General features: G+C 62.3%; 13 protein-coding genes. 3 read left to right on the top strand and 10 right to left on the bottom strand.

Annotation, left to right across the window (positions count from 1 at the left end; all coding sequences use genetic code 11):
- Positions 1 to 24: 24 nt before the first annotated feature.
- Entirely contained in the window at positions 25 to 2,025 is a 2,001-nt protein-coding gene (locus ACYG9R_RS25215) for a hypothetical protein (RefSeq protein WP_023824963.1), read from the bottom strand.
- Positions 2,022 to 3,575: a bifunctional ADP-dependent NAD(P)H-hydrate dehydratase/NAD(P)H-hydrate epimerase gene (locus ACYG9R_RS25210; protein ID WP_023824964.1), complete on the bottom strand. Its 1,554-nt coding sequence runs from the start codon at positions 3,573 to 3,575 to the stop codon at positions 2,022 to 2,024. Before ACYG9R_RS25210 ends, ACYG9R_RS25215 begins: the two co-directional genes overlap by 4 nt.
- Before the next feature lie 385 nt (positions 3,576 to 3,960).
- Between ACYG9R_RS25210 and ACYG9R_RS25205 the strand changes: the two genes are divergently transcribed.
- Together ACYG9R_RS25205 and glnA are read left to right on the top strand one after the other, a co-directional pair.
- Entirely contained in the window at positions 3,961 to 4,299 is a 339-nt protein-coding gene (locus tag ACYG9R_RS25205; RefSeq protein ID WP_006205430.1) for a P-II family nitrogen regulator, read from the top strand.
- 58 nt (positions 4,300 to 4,357) lie between these two features.
- Positions 4,358 to 5,767 (top strand): type I glutamate--ammonia ligase, encoded by a 1,410-nt coding sequence (gene glnA, locus ACYG9R_RS25200; protein WP_023672775.1) that lies wholly within the window; start codon positions 4,358 to 4,360, stop codon positions 5,765 to 5,767.
- A gap of 137 nt (positions 5,768 to 5,904) precedes the next feature.
- Here the strand turns inward: glnA and ACYG9R_RS25195 are convergent, their stop codons facing one another.
- Complete coding sequence (locus tag ACYG9R_RS25195) at positions 5,905 to 6,945, bottom strand: glutamine synthetase beta-grasp domain-containing protein (protein ID WP_023691256.1); 1,041 nt, start codon at positions 6,943 to 6,945, stop codon at positions 5,905 to 5,907.
- Between the two features lie 316 nt (positions 6,946 to 7,261).
- Between ACYG9R_RS25195 and ACYG9R_RS25190 the strand changes: the two genes are divergently transcribed.
- Positions 7,262 to 7,459 (top strand): DUF2735 domain-containing protein, encoded by a 198-nt coding sequence (locus ACYG9R_RS25190; RefSeq protein ID WP_023682589.1) that lies wholly within the window; start codon positions 7,262 to 7,264, stop codon positions 7,457 to 7,459.
- 94 nt (positions 7,460 to 7,553) lie between these two features.
- Here ACYG9R_RS25190 and ACYG9R_RS25185 read toward each other — a convergent pair whose 3' ends face one another.
- From ACYG9R_RS25185 to ACYG9R_RS25155, 7 genes are all read right to left on the bottom strand, one after another.
- On the bottom strand, positions 7,554 to 9,440 hold the full coding sequence (locus ACYG9R_RS25185; protein ID WP_023824965.1) for an MFS transporter: 1,887 nt from the start codon (positions 9,438 to 9,440) through the stop codon (positions 7,554 to 7,556).
- A 177-nt stretch (positions 9,441 to 9,617) separates the two neighbouring features.
- Positions 9,618 to 10,409 (bottom strand): ATP12 family chaperone protein, encoded by a 792-nt coding sequence (locus ACYG9R_RS25180; protein ID WP_023714165.1) that lies wholly within the window; start codon positions 10,407 to 10,409, stop codon positions 9,618 to 9,620.
- Positions 10,410 to 10,420: 11 nt separating this feature from the next.
- Complete coding sequence (locus ACYG9R_RS25175) at positions 10,421 to 11,278, bottom strand: DMT family transporter (RefSeq protein ID WP_081726945.1); 858 nt, start codon at positions 11,276 to 11,278, stop codon at positions 10,421 to 10,423.
- Between the two features lie 62 nt (positions 11,279 to 11,340).
- Positions 11,341 to 12,321: an RluA family pseudouridine synthase gene (locus tag ACYG9R_RS25170; RefSeq protein WP_023672769.1), complete on the bottom strand. Its 981-nt coding sequence runs from the start codon at positions 12,319 to 12,321 to the stop codon at positions 11,341 to 11,343.
- 133 nt (positions 12,322 to 12,454) lie between these two features.
- Entirely contained in the window at positions 12,455 to 12,829 is a 375-nt protein-coding gene (crcB, locus tag ACYG9R_RS25165; RefSeq protein WP_023688419.1) for a fluoride efflux transporter CrcB, read from the bottom strand.
- A gap of 53 nt (positions 12,830 to 12,882) precedes the next feature.
- Positions 12,883 to 13,713 carry an aspartyl/asparaginyl beta-hydroxylase domain-containing protein gene (locus ACYG9R_RS25160; RefSeq protein WP_023682594.1) on the bottom strand — a complete coding sequence of 277 codons (831 nt, stop codon included), beginning with the start codon at positions 13,711 to 13,713 and terminating at the stop codon, positions 12,883 to 12,885.
- A 182-nt stretch (positions 13,714 to 13,895) separates the two neighbouring features.
- The gene (locus ACYG9R_RS25155; protein ID WP_023682595.1) at positions 13,896 to 15,206 is read right to left on the bottom strand and encodes a replication-associated recombination protein A; all 1,311 of its coding nucleotides are present in this window, start codon (positions 15,204 to 15,206) and stop codon (positions 13,896 to 13,898) included.
- Positions 15,207 to 15,249: the final 43 nt, after the last annotated feature.

The raw sequence follows: 15,249 nt of genomic DNA, 5'->3' as shown, positions 1-15,249 counted from the left end.
CTGGTGGTCGCCCAACTCGCAGGCTCACTCCTCTTCCGCCGCCCCGAACCCCGCATCCCTGGGGGCGCTGGTCGCGCTCGCCCAGGGCGTCGCGTGATTATCGATGCGCATCTGGAAGATGAAATAGGTCGGCGAGCAGTAGCCGATGCCTTTCACCTTGGCAGCACCCGGCGTGTCCGGCGGCAGCGACTGGCACATATAGTCCTCGCGGCAGAAATGATCAGCCGAGCAGGCTGGACGGTTGCCGCGGTTGACCGCGCCGCCGAGGCACTGGTCGAAATTGTTGGTGGCGACGCAGGTGTCGAATTTCTTGCCGCCGACCATGCCGCAAATTTCCGATGGCATCGGCTTGCCCGTCTTGAATGCGGCGAAGCTGCGGTCCTTGTCGTCGCAGGCGCGATAAGCGATGCCTGCCGGTACGCCGATTTTCGGTGGCCGGCAGGTGTAGGCGGTCCGCGAAAAGGTCGGCGCAAAAGCAGCGAACTGGCCGGTGATCTTGTAGCGGTCGTTGAACGGCTGAGACGGGTTGCTGGCGATCGACCCGGTCAGGCAGGGATGGCCCGAAAACATCTTTGGACTGTCCTTGGGCAACAGACATTGCGCCAGCGTGGTGCGCACGCCTGAGGCCGTCGCCAGCGGCGTGCAGACGGTGCCGCCACCGCATTGCCAGGTCGCGCCGAAGCGTTTTGCATCATCCGGCATCAGGCACGTCATCGCCATCTCGGCCGGGGCGTAGTCGACATCGCCGGCATCGGTCCATGTCGCCGGCGGCGCAAAGGACAGCGGCCGGTAGCGGTTCGGCTCCTTGCCTTCTTCGGTCGCGCGCAGCCAGGCCTCACGTCGCGCAATCTCGGCATGGAGATGCGGCGAGATGCCGACCTCGATCCGGTTGAGAGGCGACGTCGTTTTGTCGTCGAGGCCGATGAAGTGAAAGCCGGCCGTCGAGCCCGCCTGGTGGCAGCCCTGGCAGGCGCCATTGTCCAGCCGCTCGACCAGCGCCTCCGGTGTCCGCACCAGTTTCAGCGCCGCATAGTCCAGGCCGGCGAAATCCGCTGGCTGGAACAGCGGCGTGAACGGATGGTTGGCCTGTCTCGCGCTGCCGAAGGTCGACCACGAAATGATTTTCTTCGCCAGGAATTCGTCGGGGATTTCGTAGACGCCGAGATCGACCGCCGCGACATTGGCGATGACATAGTCGGCGAGCCTTTTCTTGAGTGCAGCATCGTCGGAGAGCCGCGCGACGTCTGGCGTATTCTCCAGCGGATTCTCGCTGACGGTAGCGCCATCGATGCCGAAGATCCGCATGAGATAGGCCGCCTGCCCGCCGAACTCGGTCTCCTGGCCCGAGGGAAAGCGCACCACTTGCGCGTTGAGTTCGAGCTGTTTGAAAGTCAGTTCCTCCGGTGCCAGCGGCCCGCCGGCCAGCCAGCCGGCATCGACGTTTTCGTCGATCTGCGGTGTCCAGCGCCCGGCAACGCCGACGCAGCCGCCATCGGCATCCGGCGCCACGCTGTAGACGGCGTTGAAATTGAATGGCAGCCGCGATGCCAAAACCTTGCCGTTCTTGCGGAAACTGTAGGCCAGGCGATAGATGAAGCGCACCTCGCCACAGCTCTTGTCGCCTTGCAGCGCGGTGAAGTCACGCCGGTCCAGCCGGTTGACGACGCCGACCAGGCGGAAGCGCGCGGCCTCGGTCTTCAGCCAGCGCATATCCATGATGCGGCCGACATTGCCGTCGGTCACCTCGTAGAGCGTGCGCCCGCCGGCCTTTATCTCGGCCCGCAGCGTGGCAATATCGGCCGCCACCATGTCGACAACAGCACGATAGGCCGGCACCTCACTGTAGAGCGTCTTCAGATCGTCCGCGCCGTCGACGGCGAAAATGCCGGCGAAGCCAAACCCCTTGGCATCGAGGGCGGCGAGCACCGCCGGATCGTCGACGATGGTCACCGGCTGCTCAGCGCGCACGCCATGCGAGGCGAACAGCGCGATGATGGCTGCAATGGCGAGCGCGAAACGCTTCATCCGATCGGCACCTTCTGCCGTGCCTCGACAAGTTCACGCAGCACCGGCACCAGCGCCAGCGGCAGATCCTCGGCGATCAGACCCGGTCCGAAGCGGCTGCCGGCCTCGGCATGGATCCAGACCGCTGCGCAGGCGGCCTCGAATGCCTGCATGCCCTGCGCCAGCAGCGCGGCGACAATGCCCGCCAGCACGTCGCCGGAACCGGCGGTGGCGAGCCATGGTGCACCATTGGCGTTGATCACCGCGCGGCCGTCCGGCGCCGCGATGACGGTGTCGGCGCCCTTGTAGACCATGATGGCGTTGGCTCGTTCAGCGGCTGCGCGCGCCTTGGCGAGTTTCGACTGCTTCTTGTCCTTCGCGATGTCGGGAAAAAGTCTGGCGAATTCGCCTTCATGCGGCGTCAGCACCAAAACCGGCGCCAACGGGAGCAGCGCGGCGTCGAACAGGGCCTGAGGCTGATGCGCCAATGACGTGATGGCGTCAGCATCCAAGACAATGGCAGGGCGCTGAATTCCGAATGAACTCGTCGACGTGCGGTTTAGGTCAGCGACCGTCGCGATCAATTGCAACGCGAAATCCCCCACCTTGGGTTTCGGCCCGAGCCCTGGTCCGAACACAAGTACTTCGGGGTGCCTCGCCGACAAAAATTCCTGCACTTCCTCCATCGAACCGGCCTCGCGCAGCATGATCGATGTCAGATGCGCGGCGTTTACCTGCATGGCATTTTCAGGCGAGAGCACGGTCACCGCCCCTGTCCCGGCTCTGGCTGCAGCCATCGCCGACAGCCGCGCCGCACCTGTCGCGCTCGGCCCGCCGGAAAAGACGCTGACGTGGCCGCGCTTATACTTATGTGTATCGACCGCCGTTTTCGGAAAACTGTATAGCCAGAAGTCAGGCGTGTTCTCGAACGTCTTGATCTTGAACTCATCGACGATCGCATCCGGAATGCCGATATCGGCGACGATGATCTCGCCGCAGAGGCTGCGCCCCGGCATCAGCAGATGGCCGGGCTTTTTCCGCACGAACGTCACCGTCACGTCGGCCTTGAAATAAGCGTTGCTCAAGCCGGTCTCGCCCGACACGCCAGAAGGCAGGTCGATTGACACCACAGGCACGCGCTCCGCCGCGGCCAATCCTGAGACGGCAGAGGCATGCAGGGATATCTTCTTCGACAATCCCGCACCATAGAGCGCGTCCACGACGACTTCACCCGGTTCCGGGTAGCAGTGTCCGATGTGCTCGACCGGCAGATTGCAGGCCTCGGAAGCTCGCGCCGCATCACTCCCGGGCTTCTGCTTGCCTTCGGCCCAGAGCGCCACATTCACACCAGCCTCGGCCAGCAACCGCGCTACAACATAGCCGTCGCCACCATTGTTGCCGGGGCCGCACAGCACGTGCACGCGGCTTGCTGCGGGATAGCGTGCCAGGACCACAGCAGCGACCGCTTCGCCGGCGCGCTGCATCAGGCCATAGCCGTCGAGCGGACCGGCCGCGATCGCCAGCCGGTCGGCCTCGCCCATCTCGGCCGGCGACAGGACTTCATTGCTCATGGATTGCCGATCCCGCATTTCGTTCAAGGCCGACCCCTTTGTCCCTATCGAGCATTGTCCAGTTTCGGATTCGAAGCAAACGGCCAGGTGCTGCGTTGGCGTGCGGCCAATCCTTTCGCAGACTGGTGCCACGGATCCGCGCGGGCCTGCAAAATGCGCAATCTGCCTAATTATCGTGCAGACGCCCGAAGCGGCAATGTGTAGGCTTCGGGCAGCTTTGCCGCAGCCGAAGCAGAGGATGACGCGAATGTGCATCCCGGCGCGGCGCGGCATTGGAATTGCGCGAAACCGCTTCGCGTGGGCTGAAATTGGCACAGTTCGTGCTTGATGGAGGCGCAAGCGGGGCGCACAACCCGTTTTTTTGGCAGTGGAGGCCACTTTTTACATGAAAAAGATCGAAGCGATCATCAAGCCGTTCAAGCTAGACGAAGTGAAGGAAGCGCTTCAGGAGGCCGGTCTGCAAGGCATTACCGTGACCGAGGCCAAGGGCTTTGGCCGCCAGAAAGGCCATACCGAACTCTATCGCGGCGCCGAATATGTGGTCGACTTCCTGCCCAAGGTGAAGATCGAAGTCGTGCTGGGCGACGACGCCGTTGAAGGCGCCATCGAAGCCATCCGCAAGGCGGCGCAGACCGGCCGCATCGGCGACGGCAAGATCTTCGTCTCCAACATCGAGGAGGTCGTTCGCATCCGTACCGGCGAAACGGGGATGGACGCCGTCTGAGCTTTCTGATTTCAGATTAACGTCTCCTCGAAACGTCATCACACAGGGAAGAAACGACATGACGACAGCCAAAGACATCATGAAGCAGATCAAGGACAACGACGTGAAATTCGTCGACCTGCGCTTCACCGATCCGAAGGGCAAGCTGCAGCACGTGACGATGGATGTCATCGAGGTCGAGGAAGACATGTTCGCCGACGGCGTCATGTTCGACGGCTCCTCGATCGCCGGCTGGAAGGCGATCAACGAGTCCGACATGGTGCTGATGCCCGATGCGGACACCGTCCACATGGATCCGTTCTTCGCCCAGTCGACCATGGTCATCCTGTGCGACATTCTCGATCCGGTCTCCGGCGAATCCTACAACCGCGATCCGCGCGGCACCGCCAAGAAGGCCGAGGCCTACATGAAGGCCGAAGGCATCGGCGACACCATCTATGTCGGCCCCGAAGCCGAGTTCTTCGTCTTCGACGACGTCAAGTACAAGGCCGATCCCTACAACACCGGGTTCAAGCTGGACTCGACCGAACTGCCGTCCAACGACGACACCGACTACGAGACCGGCAATCTCGGCCACCGCCCGCGCGTCAAGGGCGGCTACTTCCCTGTGCCGCCGATCGACAGCGCGCAGGACATGCGCTCCGAAATGCTGACCGTGCTCGCCGAAATGGGCGTGCGCGTCGAAAAGCACCATCACGAGGTTGCCGCTGCCCAGCACGAGCTCGGCATCAAGTTCGACACGCTGGTCCGCAACGCCGACAAGATGCTGATCTACAAATATGTCGTGCACCAGGTCGCCAACGCCTATGGCAAGACGGCCACCTTCATGCCGAAGCCGATTTTCGGCGACAACGGCTCGGGCATGCATGTCCACCAGTCGATCTGGAAGAACGGCAAGCCGACCTTCGCCGGCAATGAATATGCCGGCCTGTCGGAGTCGTGCCTGTTCTACATCGGCGGCATCATCAAGCACGCGAAGGCGATCAACGCCTTCACCAACCCGCTGACCAACTCCTACAAGCGCCTTGTGCCTGGCTATGAAGCCCCGGTTCTGCTCGCCTACTCCGCGCGCAACCGTTCGGCCTCCTGCCGCATTCCGTTCGGCTCGTCGCCGAAAGCCAAGCGCGTCGAGGTCCGTTTCCCCGATCCGGGCGCGAACCCCTACCTCGCTTTCGCCGCCATGCTCATGGCCGGCCTCGACGGCATCAAGAACAAGATCCACCCGGGACAGCCGATGGACAAGGATCTCTACGACCTGCCGCCGAAGGAACTGAAGAAGATCCCGACCGTCTGCGGTTCGCTGCGCGAAGCGCTGCAAAGCTTGGACAAGGACCGCGGCTTCCTGAAAGCCGGCGGCGTCTTCGACGACGACCAGATCGACTCCTACATCGAGCTCAAGATGGCCGAAGTGATGCGCTTCGAAATGACCCCGCATCCGGTCGAATACGACATGTACTATTCGGTCTGAACGATAAGCCTCAGCGACAAGGAAAAACCCCGGCGTCAGTTCAGACGCCGGGGTTTTTGTTTGACCAATAGCAGACCGTAGACGTGGTAGCAGCAGGCTACGGCGCAGGCTTACGAAGCCTGCGCCGCTATAGATGCTTAGGCGGCCGCCGAAACCTGGGCGCTGGTCGAAACCTCCGCGATGGTCTTCAGGATCTGCGAAGCGATCTGGTAGGGGTCGCCCTGCGAGTTCGGGCGGCGGTCTTCCAGGTAGCCCTTGTAGTCATTGTTGACGAAGGAATGCGGCACGCGGATCGAGGCGCCGCGGTCGGCGATGCCGTAGCTGAAGCGGTTCCACGGCGCGGTCTCATGCTTGCCGGTCAGGCGCTTGTCATTGTCCGGGCCGTAGACGGCGATGTGGTCCATCAGGTTCTTGTCGAATTGAGCCATCAGCGCTTCGAAATAGGCCTTGCCGCCGACTTCGCGCATATAGGCGGTCGAGAAGTTGGCGTGCATGCCCGAACCGTTCCAGTCGGTGTCGCCAAGCGGCTTGCAGTGATACTCGATGTCGATCTCGTATTTTTCGGTCAGGCGCTGCAAGAGATAACGGGCCATCCACATCTGGTCGGCGGCCTTCTTGGAGCCCTTGCCGAAAATCTGGAATTCCCACTGGCCCTTGGCCACTTCGGCGTTGATGCCTTCATGGTTGATGCCTGCTGCGAGGCAAAGGTCGAGATGCTCCTCGACGATCTGGCGCGCGATCGGGCCGACATTCGAATAGCCGACGCCGGTGTAGTACGGGCCCTGCGGCGCCGGATAGCCGCTCTCGGGGAAGCCGAGCGGACGGCCGTCCTTGTAGAAGAAATACTCCTGCTCGAAGCCGAACCAGGCGCCCTCGTCGTCGAGGATGGTGGCGCGCTTGTTGGACACATGCGGCGTCACGCCATCTGGCATCATCACTTCGCACATCACCAGCACGCCATTGCTGCGGGCCGGGTCCGGGAATACGGCGACCGGCTTCAGCACGCAGTCGGAGCTGTGGCCTTCGGCCTGCTGCGTCGAAGAACCGTCGAAGCCCCACAGCGGCAGCTGCTCGAGCGTCGGGAACTCGGCGAACTCCTTGATCTGGGTCTTGCCGCGAAGATTGGGGACCGGCGTGTAACCATCGAGCCAGATATACTCGAGCTTGTATTTCGTCATTCTAGAGCCTCTCATTGCTTGATCACCGAACCTGGATGACGCCGGCGCGCCGAGCCATCCAGCAGCCCAGCTGCCGGTCGATAAAATGCAAATCGTGTGCCACTTCAGTTGGTCAGGGTGCGGCAAAAATGCCCTTTCATCCCGCCGGTGATGGCAAGCCGCCTAAGCAATGCGCCCGGATCAATCAAAGGCAGAATTTGCTTAAATAACAGGCAAATGCCGATCTTTCTTTAGGCATCTTGCCTAAAAGGATTGCAGGACCTACCTTGATGGAAAGATGAATCGAAGAGCCTCTCCAGAAGAAAGGAGACCGACCATGGAAATCACCTCAGCCCGTCCGTCGGCCAAAATCCTGATGTTCCCGGTGGCAGCGCGTGCGGGTGCCTCAAATTTAGGCGTAAAGGCCAAGTTTGCGGCAGAGCTTGCTTCGCTGCGCGATCACCCGCTTGCCCATGGCGAGGCCTGGTATCATGAGGCCGCCATTGCGGAGGCCGAACAGCCTCGCAAGAGCTAGGCGTCTTCCGCGCTGATAGATCGAACAGGCCCACAAATCAAAAACCCGGCGCGATCGCTCGCGCCGGGTTTTTTGTTTGATACAGGGCCGTCGGCTACTGCTTGGTATGCAGGTCGGTGCCGAGCGTATCCCTGACGAAGATCATGCCGATGATCAGCGTCACCGCCGCGATCACCACCGGATACCAAAGGCCATAGTAGATATCGCCCTTGTAGGCGCTGAACGCGAACACGATCGCGGGCAGCAGGCCGCCGAACCAACCATTGCCGATGTGATAGGGCAGTGACATGCCGCTGTAGCGGATGCGTGTCGGGAACATCTCGACCAGGATCGCCGCGATCGGCCCGTAGACCATGGTCACGTAGAGGACCAGGATGAACAGGATGCCGATGACCTTGGCCCAGTTGACCTGTGCGGGGTCGGCAAACATCGCGAACGCGCCCGCTGCCGGAACGCTGTAGACGGTCACCTCGGTGGCGCCCGCGGCTTCGTCCTTGGTCAGCACCTTGTCCTTGATCGCCTGTTCGGTCGGGACCGCAGTCTTTTCGCCGGCGCGGATGGCTGCCGCGTCGAGCTTCAGTTCAGGATTGGCCGCGACAAAGGCGTCGAGCTTCTGGTCGGCAACCTTGGCGGCAGCACGCTTCAGCGGATAACCGCCACTCTGAAGCGCGAGGTTGATACCCTTCTTGAAGGCAGCGTCGTTGGCAGCCTTCTTGTCGCCCGCGGCCTTGGCATCATAAGACGCCACGGTTTCGCTGCCGATCATGACACTCGCCGGGGTCCCCGCCGCCGCCGTCGAGACGATGTCGTAAGGCACCGAGTTCTTGGCAAGGAAATCGGTCGCGATATCGCACGAACTCACCGGTACGCGTGTTCCGGTCGGATTGAACTGGAAGTTGCAGTCTCCCGGAGCCGCCGTCACCGTGGCGCGCGTGTTCTGCTGTGCGGTGGCGAGCGCCGGATTGGCGGCCCAGGTCAACGCCTTGAACAGCGGGAAGGTGGTGACGACCGCCAGCGCAAGGCCGGCCATGATGATCGGCTTGCGGCCGATCTTGTCGGACAGCCAGCCGAAGAAGACGAAGAAGCCCGTACCGAGTGCCAGCGCAATGGCGATCATGATGTTCACCGACTGCGCGTCGACCTTGAGCACATTGGCCAGGAAGAACAGTGCGTAGAACTGACCATTGTACCAGACCACGGCCTGACCGGCGGTGAGGCCGAACAGCGCCAGGATGGCGATCTTGGCGTTTTTCCACTGGCCGAAGGCTTCCGACAGCGGCGCCTTGGAACTCTTGCCCTCCTCCTTCATGCGCAGGAAGGTCGGCGATTCCGAAAGCGACAGCCGGATCCAGACCGAAATGCCGAGCAGGATGGCCGAGACCAGGAACGGAATGCGCCATCCCCAGGCGTTGAAGGCGTCCTTGCTTACCGAATTCTGCACCAGCAGGATGACAATCAGCGACAGGAAAAGGCCGAGCGTCGCCGTCGTCTGGATCCATGACGTGTAGAAGCCGCGACGGTCATCCGGCGCATGTTCCGCGACATAGGTCGCGGCGCCGCCGTACTCACCGCCAAGCGCCAGGCCCTGCAGCATGCGCAGCGCGATCAACAGGATCGGCGCCAGAATGCCCAGTGTCTCTGAACCCGGAAGCAGGCCGACAAGGAAAGTCGACAGACCCATGATCATGATGGTGACAAGGAATGTGTATTTGCGGCCGACGAGATCGCCGATGCGGCCGAACACCAGCGCGCCGAACGGGCGCACGATGAAGCCGGCGGCGAAGACCAGCAGCGTGAAGATGTAGCGGGTGCTTTCGGGAAACGAGTTGAAGAAGGTCAAGCCGATCGCGCCGGCCAACGCTCCGTAGAGATAGAAATCATACCATTCGAAAACCGCGCCCAGCGAGGAGGCGAAGATGACCTTCTTCTCCTCTCGTGTCATGCCGCGACTGGCTCCGCCGGCGGTCGATGCCAATGCCATTGAACTGTCCTCCCGTGAATCGTCTGCCTTCGACGCTGGGCGTCATCGTCGGCGTTCCCTCTGAACGCGACTCAAACCAGCCATCAGCGTAAAAAATGACAGAAAGCGACCGCCGGAGGCAGACAGACCTTGGGTTTATGACTTTGGTATTAGGTGCAGTGCGGCAAAGGCCGAGGATCAGGTCTTCAGCGCATCGAGCAGGCCGACGGCCGCCATCATGTCGCGTTTGCGGGCCGAGCGGCGTGCGACAGCCTCGGCATCCTGGCCCCAATGCTCGATCTGCCAGTCCTCGTCGACATGGCCGGCGGCCCAAGCCGCGTCGCCATCGAGCGCGCCGTAATCGACCGCCAGCGCCAGCAGCGCCGACCCGGTCAGCGAAGTCATGACATGGATTGCGGCCAGCCGCAGCGGCTCGGCACGCTGGGCAAGATGAGCGCCGAGCACTGCGATGCTCTCGCGCGGCTGTTCGACATGGATAATGCCCTCGGCGAGGTTGAATCGAGCCCCTAATGTCACCCTCGCCCAGTCGATCACCGGATCCCAATGCTGGTTCTGCCGCTCGACCAGCCCCTGTGGCGCGTCGGCGCGGTAGCAGGTCAGATCGGACGAGGCGAAGCGCAAGACGTCCTCCAGCACCGCCTGCGGGCCGCTGGCGACGCCGTCGATGGCGGTGTTGACCAGACGCAGCACCGGCATCGTGACCGGGTCGATGGTCTCGCCCTGTGCAGCGAACTCATTGGCGACCAGGGCGGCGGCGTTTTCGGTCGGCAGCGCCAGCAGCGCCTTGCCCGGCGTGCGCACCGGCTTGCCATCGAGGTGGACGGCAAAACCGTCCTCCACAGCTACGACCGACACGTCCTTGTAGAAGCGCTTCGGCAGGTGCGTCTTCATCTGGATCTGGGCGCGGCGGACCGGATCCGGATCGGACAGATGCTTTCCCGCTTCGAGGTCGTTGAGGATGTCACGCATGGTCGAACTTTCTATCCAGGTACCTGCTTGCGCGCCGGCCGGTTGACGATGATCAGGCCGACAGCGATCAGCCCAAGCGCCACAAAGATCCTGGTCGTAGGCGCCTCGCCCAGAATGATAGCGCCGCAGAGGACGCCGAACACCGGCGACAGGAAAGCGAAGCTCGACAGGGCCGATGCCGGATAGCGCCTGAGCAGCCAGAACCACAGCACATAGGTGAAGGCAACTATATAGAGCGACTGGAACAGCAGCGCCAATGCCGGCAAGGCACTGACCGCGCGGATCGGCGGGCCGGCGAAAGGCATCACCAGGACACCGACAATGGCCGCACCGGCCAACTGATAAAGCAGCAATTTCTCGGCACTGGTCTCGACCAGTTTCGAACGCTTGATGACGATGCTGGTCGCCGCCCACAGGATACCGGAGCCGAGGCTGAGCAGATCGCCCATCAAGGTCATCTCGGTGCCGCCGGCAATCCCGTCGGAAAACACCGCCACCAGGCCGCAGAAGGCGAGAACGAGCCCGCCAAGCTTGCGCGCGTTGATACGCTCACCGAGCAGGAAATGGCCGCCGATCAGGACCCAGAACGGCATGGTGTTGACCAGCAGCGTGTTGCGGGCAACGGTCGTGTATTCCAGCCCGATATAGAGGCACAGGAACTCGACGCCGAACAGCACGCCGACGATGATGCCGGCGACAAGCGACCCGTCGGCCTTAAACAGCCTGATGCCGCGCAGCCAGCACCAGCCGAGCACACAGAGCCCGCCGATGATCGAACGTGCGATCGAGACGAAAACCGGATCGAAGCCGGCATAGGAGATCTTGGCGGCGACATAGTTCAGCCCCCAGGAAAAGGTCAGCCCGACCATGATGGAAGCAGCCGCCAGATCGACCGCATCGCGGCGATCCAATGCCGAGGCAACGGCCAATGTCAGTCCTCCGCGCTGGCGTCGTCGAAGCCGATCAGGTTCCAGCTCTGGCGCATATGCGGCGGCATCGGCGCGGTGACGTCGATGACGCCCTTGTCCGGGTGCGGAATGACGATGCGGCGCGCATGCAGATGCAGGCGGTTCTGAATGCCGCCCGGAAAGTCCCAGTTGGTGTCGGCCTCGAAATATTTGGGGTCGCCAAGGATCGGGCAGCCGATATAGGCGGCATGAACGCGCAGCTGGTGGGTGCGGCCAGTGTACGGCTCCATTTCCAGCCAGGTCATCGTCTGAGCCGCCTGCTCGATGATGCGGTAGTAGGACACGGCGTGGTCGGCGCCCTTTTCGCCATGGGCTGCCACGCGCACGCGGTCGCCGTCCTCGGTCGGTTCCTTGATCAGCCAGGTCGAGATCTTGTCCTCACGCTTGGGCGGGACGCCCTTGACCAGCGCCCAATAGGTCTTCTTGGTCTCGCGCGCCCGGAATGACTCGGAAAGCTTCATCGCCGCAAGCCTGGTGCGGGCAACCACCAACACGCCCGACGTGTCGCGGTCGAGCCGGTGCACCAGGCGCGGCTTCTCGCCCTTCTGGCTGCGCCAGGCCTCCAGCATGTCGTCGACATTGCGGGTGACGCCCGAGCCGCCTTGCACCGCCAGGCCCGCCGGCTTGTTGAAGACGAAGACTTTTGGATCTTCGTGGATCAGCATCTTGGCCAGCACATCGGCGTCGCCCTGGTTGCGGATCGAGTAACCCGTAAGCGCACTCTCGCCCTTCTTGTCGACCTCGAGCGGCGGCACACGCACCACCTGGCCGGGCTCGACACGGCTGTCGGCCTTGACCCGGCCGCCATCGACGCGGATCTGGCCCGAGCGCAGCAACTTCTGCAGATGGCCAAAGCCGAGACCGGGGAAATGGGTCTTGAACCAGCGATCGAGCCGCATGCCCGCCTCGCCGGCCTCCACCGTGATCTGTTCTACGCCTGCCATGATTTTCGCTTTATCCGTTTCTAGCGCGTGACCCCGAAAATCTACTCCGGCTTTCGGAAAGGATCATGCGCAAGATCAAAGTTTCTGCAGCGCGTCCAGAGGATGCGGCGTGCTCCAGGTCGGGGCAATAACACTATGAAACGGTTCTTGCGAGCCAAAGTCCCAGAAACAGGGCGATAATGGCGCCAACGACGCTGGCCAGCGCATATCCCAACGCCGGCAGCGTCGCTCCGCGCTCCCACAGGGTCGCGAAATCGAGCGAAAAGGCGGAGAAGGTGGTGAAGCCGCCAAGGATGCCGGTGGCGACGAACAGCCGGAGCTCATTGGAACCGCCGCGCCGCATCAGCGCGGCGATGAACAGCCCCATGGCAAAGGAGCCGACGATGTTGATCGCCATCGTCCCCCAGGGGTAGTTGGGACCGACTAGGCGCAAGGCGCCGATGTTGGTCAGGTGGCGGATGCCGGCGCCGATGCCGCCGCCGACCACAACAAGAAGCAGATTGAACATGCCCGTTTACTGCCCGGCCAAGGCAGTGCGGTCAATCCCTTCAGACCAACGCCTCAGGTCGTCTCGACCTTCTTTGCCTTGCTCGAGCCGATCATCTTCCAGTTCTTGTAGAACATGGAATTGATGCGCTCGACGGTTACCGAAACGATGGCCAGAAGTCCGGCGATGAAGCCGGGGAACGGCGACGGGCGGATGATGTCCATGAACACGCAGTAGCGGCGTCCGTCATACTCGTTGACCGAGCGGTGCAGCAGCGTGTCGTCGAAAATATAGAGCGGGTTGTCGTGCCAGTAATTCCTCGCGCCGTTGCATTCGACGAAAACCTCTGCCTTCACCGGCAAGAGATTGTAGAGGATGCGCAGGCTGAGCCGCAGCGGTCCGAAATGCCAGGAAGTCGATTCCTTGCCTCTGAAGACAGATACGGCAATGGTCTTGATGTATTTGAAATCCTTGTTGAACTCCGCGACATTGTCGATCCGGTGCTTGCCGTACCACTGATAGACATACATGCCGCGACGACCGGTGCCGAAATTGGCGTCGATATCGGCGATGATCTCGTCCTTGCGCGCCTTGAAGACGTCAAGAACCTCGTTGACCTCGCGCTGATAATCGGCAGGAAACTGCTCCAGCTTCCACACACCCGGGTTGCGGTAGCAAACGAGGTCCACCAGCAGATTGAAGGGCGACAGCAGCCAGGTGAAGATGCCATTGCCGAGGAAATAGCCGCGCAACAGCGACAGATCCTTGCTGGCGTTGCGCAGCACATCGATCAGGCCGCAGACGATCCAGATCGTGGTCAGGATCGGAATGAAATAGAAGCCGAGCGCGAGCAGCGGGACAGCAATCACAGCCTGGCGAAGCGTTTTGCGAAGGGATTTTGTCATTTCTGTTCGCGCCGCGCGCTGTCCCCGTTCCGAATTATCGCCCGTCCTGGCAGCCTCCCGGCCGAGTCATGCGACGTGATAGGGCTTTTTGTCATGCGGTACAATCACACTGCTGTGACTGGCGGGGGCAGAATTTCAGTTCATCGCGGGCAGGCCGAGTTCGTCCCGTTTGTCCCGCGCGCCTATTTTTCCCGCTCGCTGCGCAGCTTTGCCCAATAGTCCAGCCGTTTCTTGATATCGCGCTCGAAGCCGCGTTCGGGCGGATCATAAAAGGTCTGCCGGCCCATCTTTTCGGGGAAATAGTCCTGGCCGGAAAAAGCATCGGGCTGGTCGTGATCGTAGCGGTAGCCGGCGCCGTAATCCTCCTCTTTCATCAGCTTGGTCGGCGCGTTGAGGATGTGCTTGGGCGGCAGCAGCGAACCGAACTCCTTCGCCGCCCGCGTGGCTGCCTTGAAGGCGGTATAGACGGCGTTGGATTTGGGCGCGGTGGCGAGATAGACGGTGGCCTCGGCGAAGGCCAGTTCGCCTTCGGGCGAGCCGAGATAGTCGTAGGCGTCCTTGGCGGCGTTGGCGATAACCAGCGCCTGCGGGTCGGCCAGCCCGATATCCTCCATCGCCATGCGCACCAGCCGGCGGCCGAGATAGAGCGGATCCTCGCCGGCGTCGAACATGCGGGCAAGATAATAAAGCGCCGCGTCCGGGTCGGACCCACGCACCGATTTGTGCAGCGCCGAGATCAGATTGTAGTGACCGTCCTGGCCCTTGTCATAGATCGGCGCGCGGCGCTGGACGATGCGCTGCAGCCCTTCGGGATCGAAAACCTCGCCGGGTTTGGCGGCGCGCCAGACTTCCTCGGCCAGCGTCAGCGAGGCCCGGCCGTCGCCATCGCTCATGCGGATGAGCATCGCCCGCGCCTCGTCGTCGAGCGGCAGCGCCCTGCCCTCCGTCTCCTCCGCGCGCGTCATCAGCTTGGCAATGCTGTCCTCGCCCAGCGAGTGAAACACCAGCACCCGCGCGCGCGACAGAAGCGCGGCGTTCAGCTCGAAGGACGGATTTTCGGTCGTGGCGCCAACCAGCACGACGGTGCCGTCCTCCATGACCGGGAGAAACGAATCCTGCTGGGCGCGGTTGAAGCGATGGATCTCGTCGACGAACAGCAGCGTCTGGCGGCCATTGGTGCGACGCAGCTTTGCCGCCTCGAACACTTTCTTCAAATCGGCAACGCCGGAAAACACCGCTGAGATCTGCTCGAAGGCAAGGCTGGTCTCGCCGGCCAGCAGCCGCGCCACCGTGGTCTTGCCGGTGCCGGGTGGCCCCCAGAAAATCATCGAGCCGAGCGAACCGGAGTTGATCAACCGCGTCAGCGCGCCGTCCGGCCCGGTCAAATGCTCCTGGCCGACAACCTCGCCGAGGTTTTTCGGACGCAGCCGATCGGCCAAAGGCCGGCCGGGCGGCGCTCTTTCCGGTTCATCGACGCTGAACAGATCGGCCATCTAGGTCTTCTGGTTGGAGCACGATCCTCAGAAATGGGAAGAT

Source organism: Mesorhizobium sp. RSR565B (genome assembly GCF_054719465.1).
The sequence above is the reverse complement of the archived record's forward strand: the minus strand, read 5'-3'. Positions and strand labels throughout refer to the sequence as shown.

What these genes read in the sequence shown, in the direction of transcription:
- ACYG9R_RS25215 (WP_023824963.1), bottom strand. Translation starts at nt 2,025, where the DNA reads ATGAAGCGTTTCGCGCTCGCCATTGCAGCCATCATCGCGCTGTTCGCC.
- ACYG9R_RS25210 (WP_023824964.1), bottom strand. Translation starts at nt 3,575, where the DNA reads ATGAGCAATGAAGTCCTGTCGCCGGCCGAGATGGGCGAGGCCGACCGG.
- ACYG9R_RS25205 (WP_006205430.1), top strand. Translation starts at nt 3,961, where the DNA reads ATGAAAAAGATCGAAGCGATCATCAAGCCGTTCAAGCTAGACGAAGTG.
- glnA (WP_023672775.1), top strand. Translation starts at nt 4,358, where the DNA reads ATGACGACAGCCAAAGACATCATGAAGCAGATCAAGGACAACGACGTG.
- ACYG9R_RS25195 (WP_023691256.1), bottom strand. Translation starts at nt 6,945, where the DNA reads ATGACGAAATACAAGCTCGAGTATATCTGGCTCGATGGTTACACGCCG.
- ACYG9R_RS25190 (WP_023682589.1), top strand. Translation starts at nt 7,262, where the DNA reads ATGGAAATCACCTCAGCCCGTCCGTCGGCCAAAATCCTGATGTTCCCG.
- ACYG9R_RS25185 (WP_023824965.1), bottom strand. Translation starts at nt 9,440, where the DNA reads ATGGCATTGGCATCGACCGCCGGCGGAGCCAGTCGCGGCATGACACGA.
- ACYG9R_RS25180 (WP_023714165.1), bottom strand. Translation starts at nt 10,409, where the DNA reads ATGCGTGACATCCTCAACGACCTCGAAGCGGGAAAGCATCTGTCCGAT.
- ACYG9R_RS25175 (WP_081726945.1), bottom strand. Translation starts at nt 11,278, where the DNA reads ATGGTCGGGCTGACCTTTTCCTGGGGGCTGAACTATGTCGCCGCCAAG.
- ACYG9R_RS25170 (WP_023672769.1), bottom strand. Translation starts at nt 12,321, where the DNA reads ATGGCAGGCGTAGAACAGATCACGGTGGAGGCCGGCGAGGCGGGCATG.
- crcB (WP_023688419.1), bottom strand. Translation starts at nt 12,829, where the DNA reads ATGTTCAATCTGCTTCTTGTTGTGGTCGGCGGCGGCATCGGCGCCGGC.
- ACYG9R_RS25160 (WP_023682594.1), bottom strand. Translation starts at nt 13,713, where the DNA reads ATGACAAAATCCCTTCGCAAAACGCTTCGCCAGGCTGTGATTGCTGTC.
- ACYG9R_RS25155 (WP_023682595.1), bottom strand. Translation starts at nt 15,206, where the DNA reads ATGGCCGATCTGTTCAGCGTCGATGAACCGGAAAGAGCGCCGCCCGGC.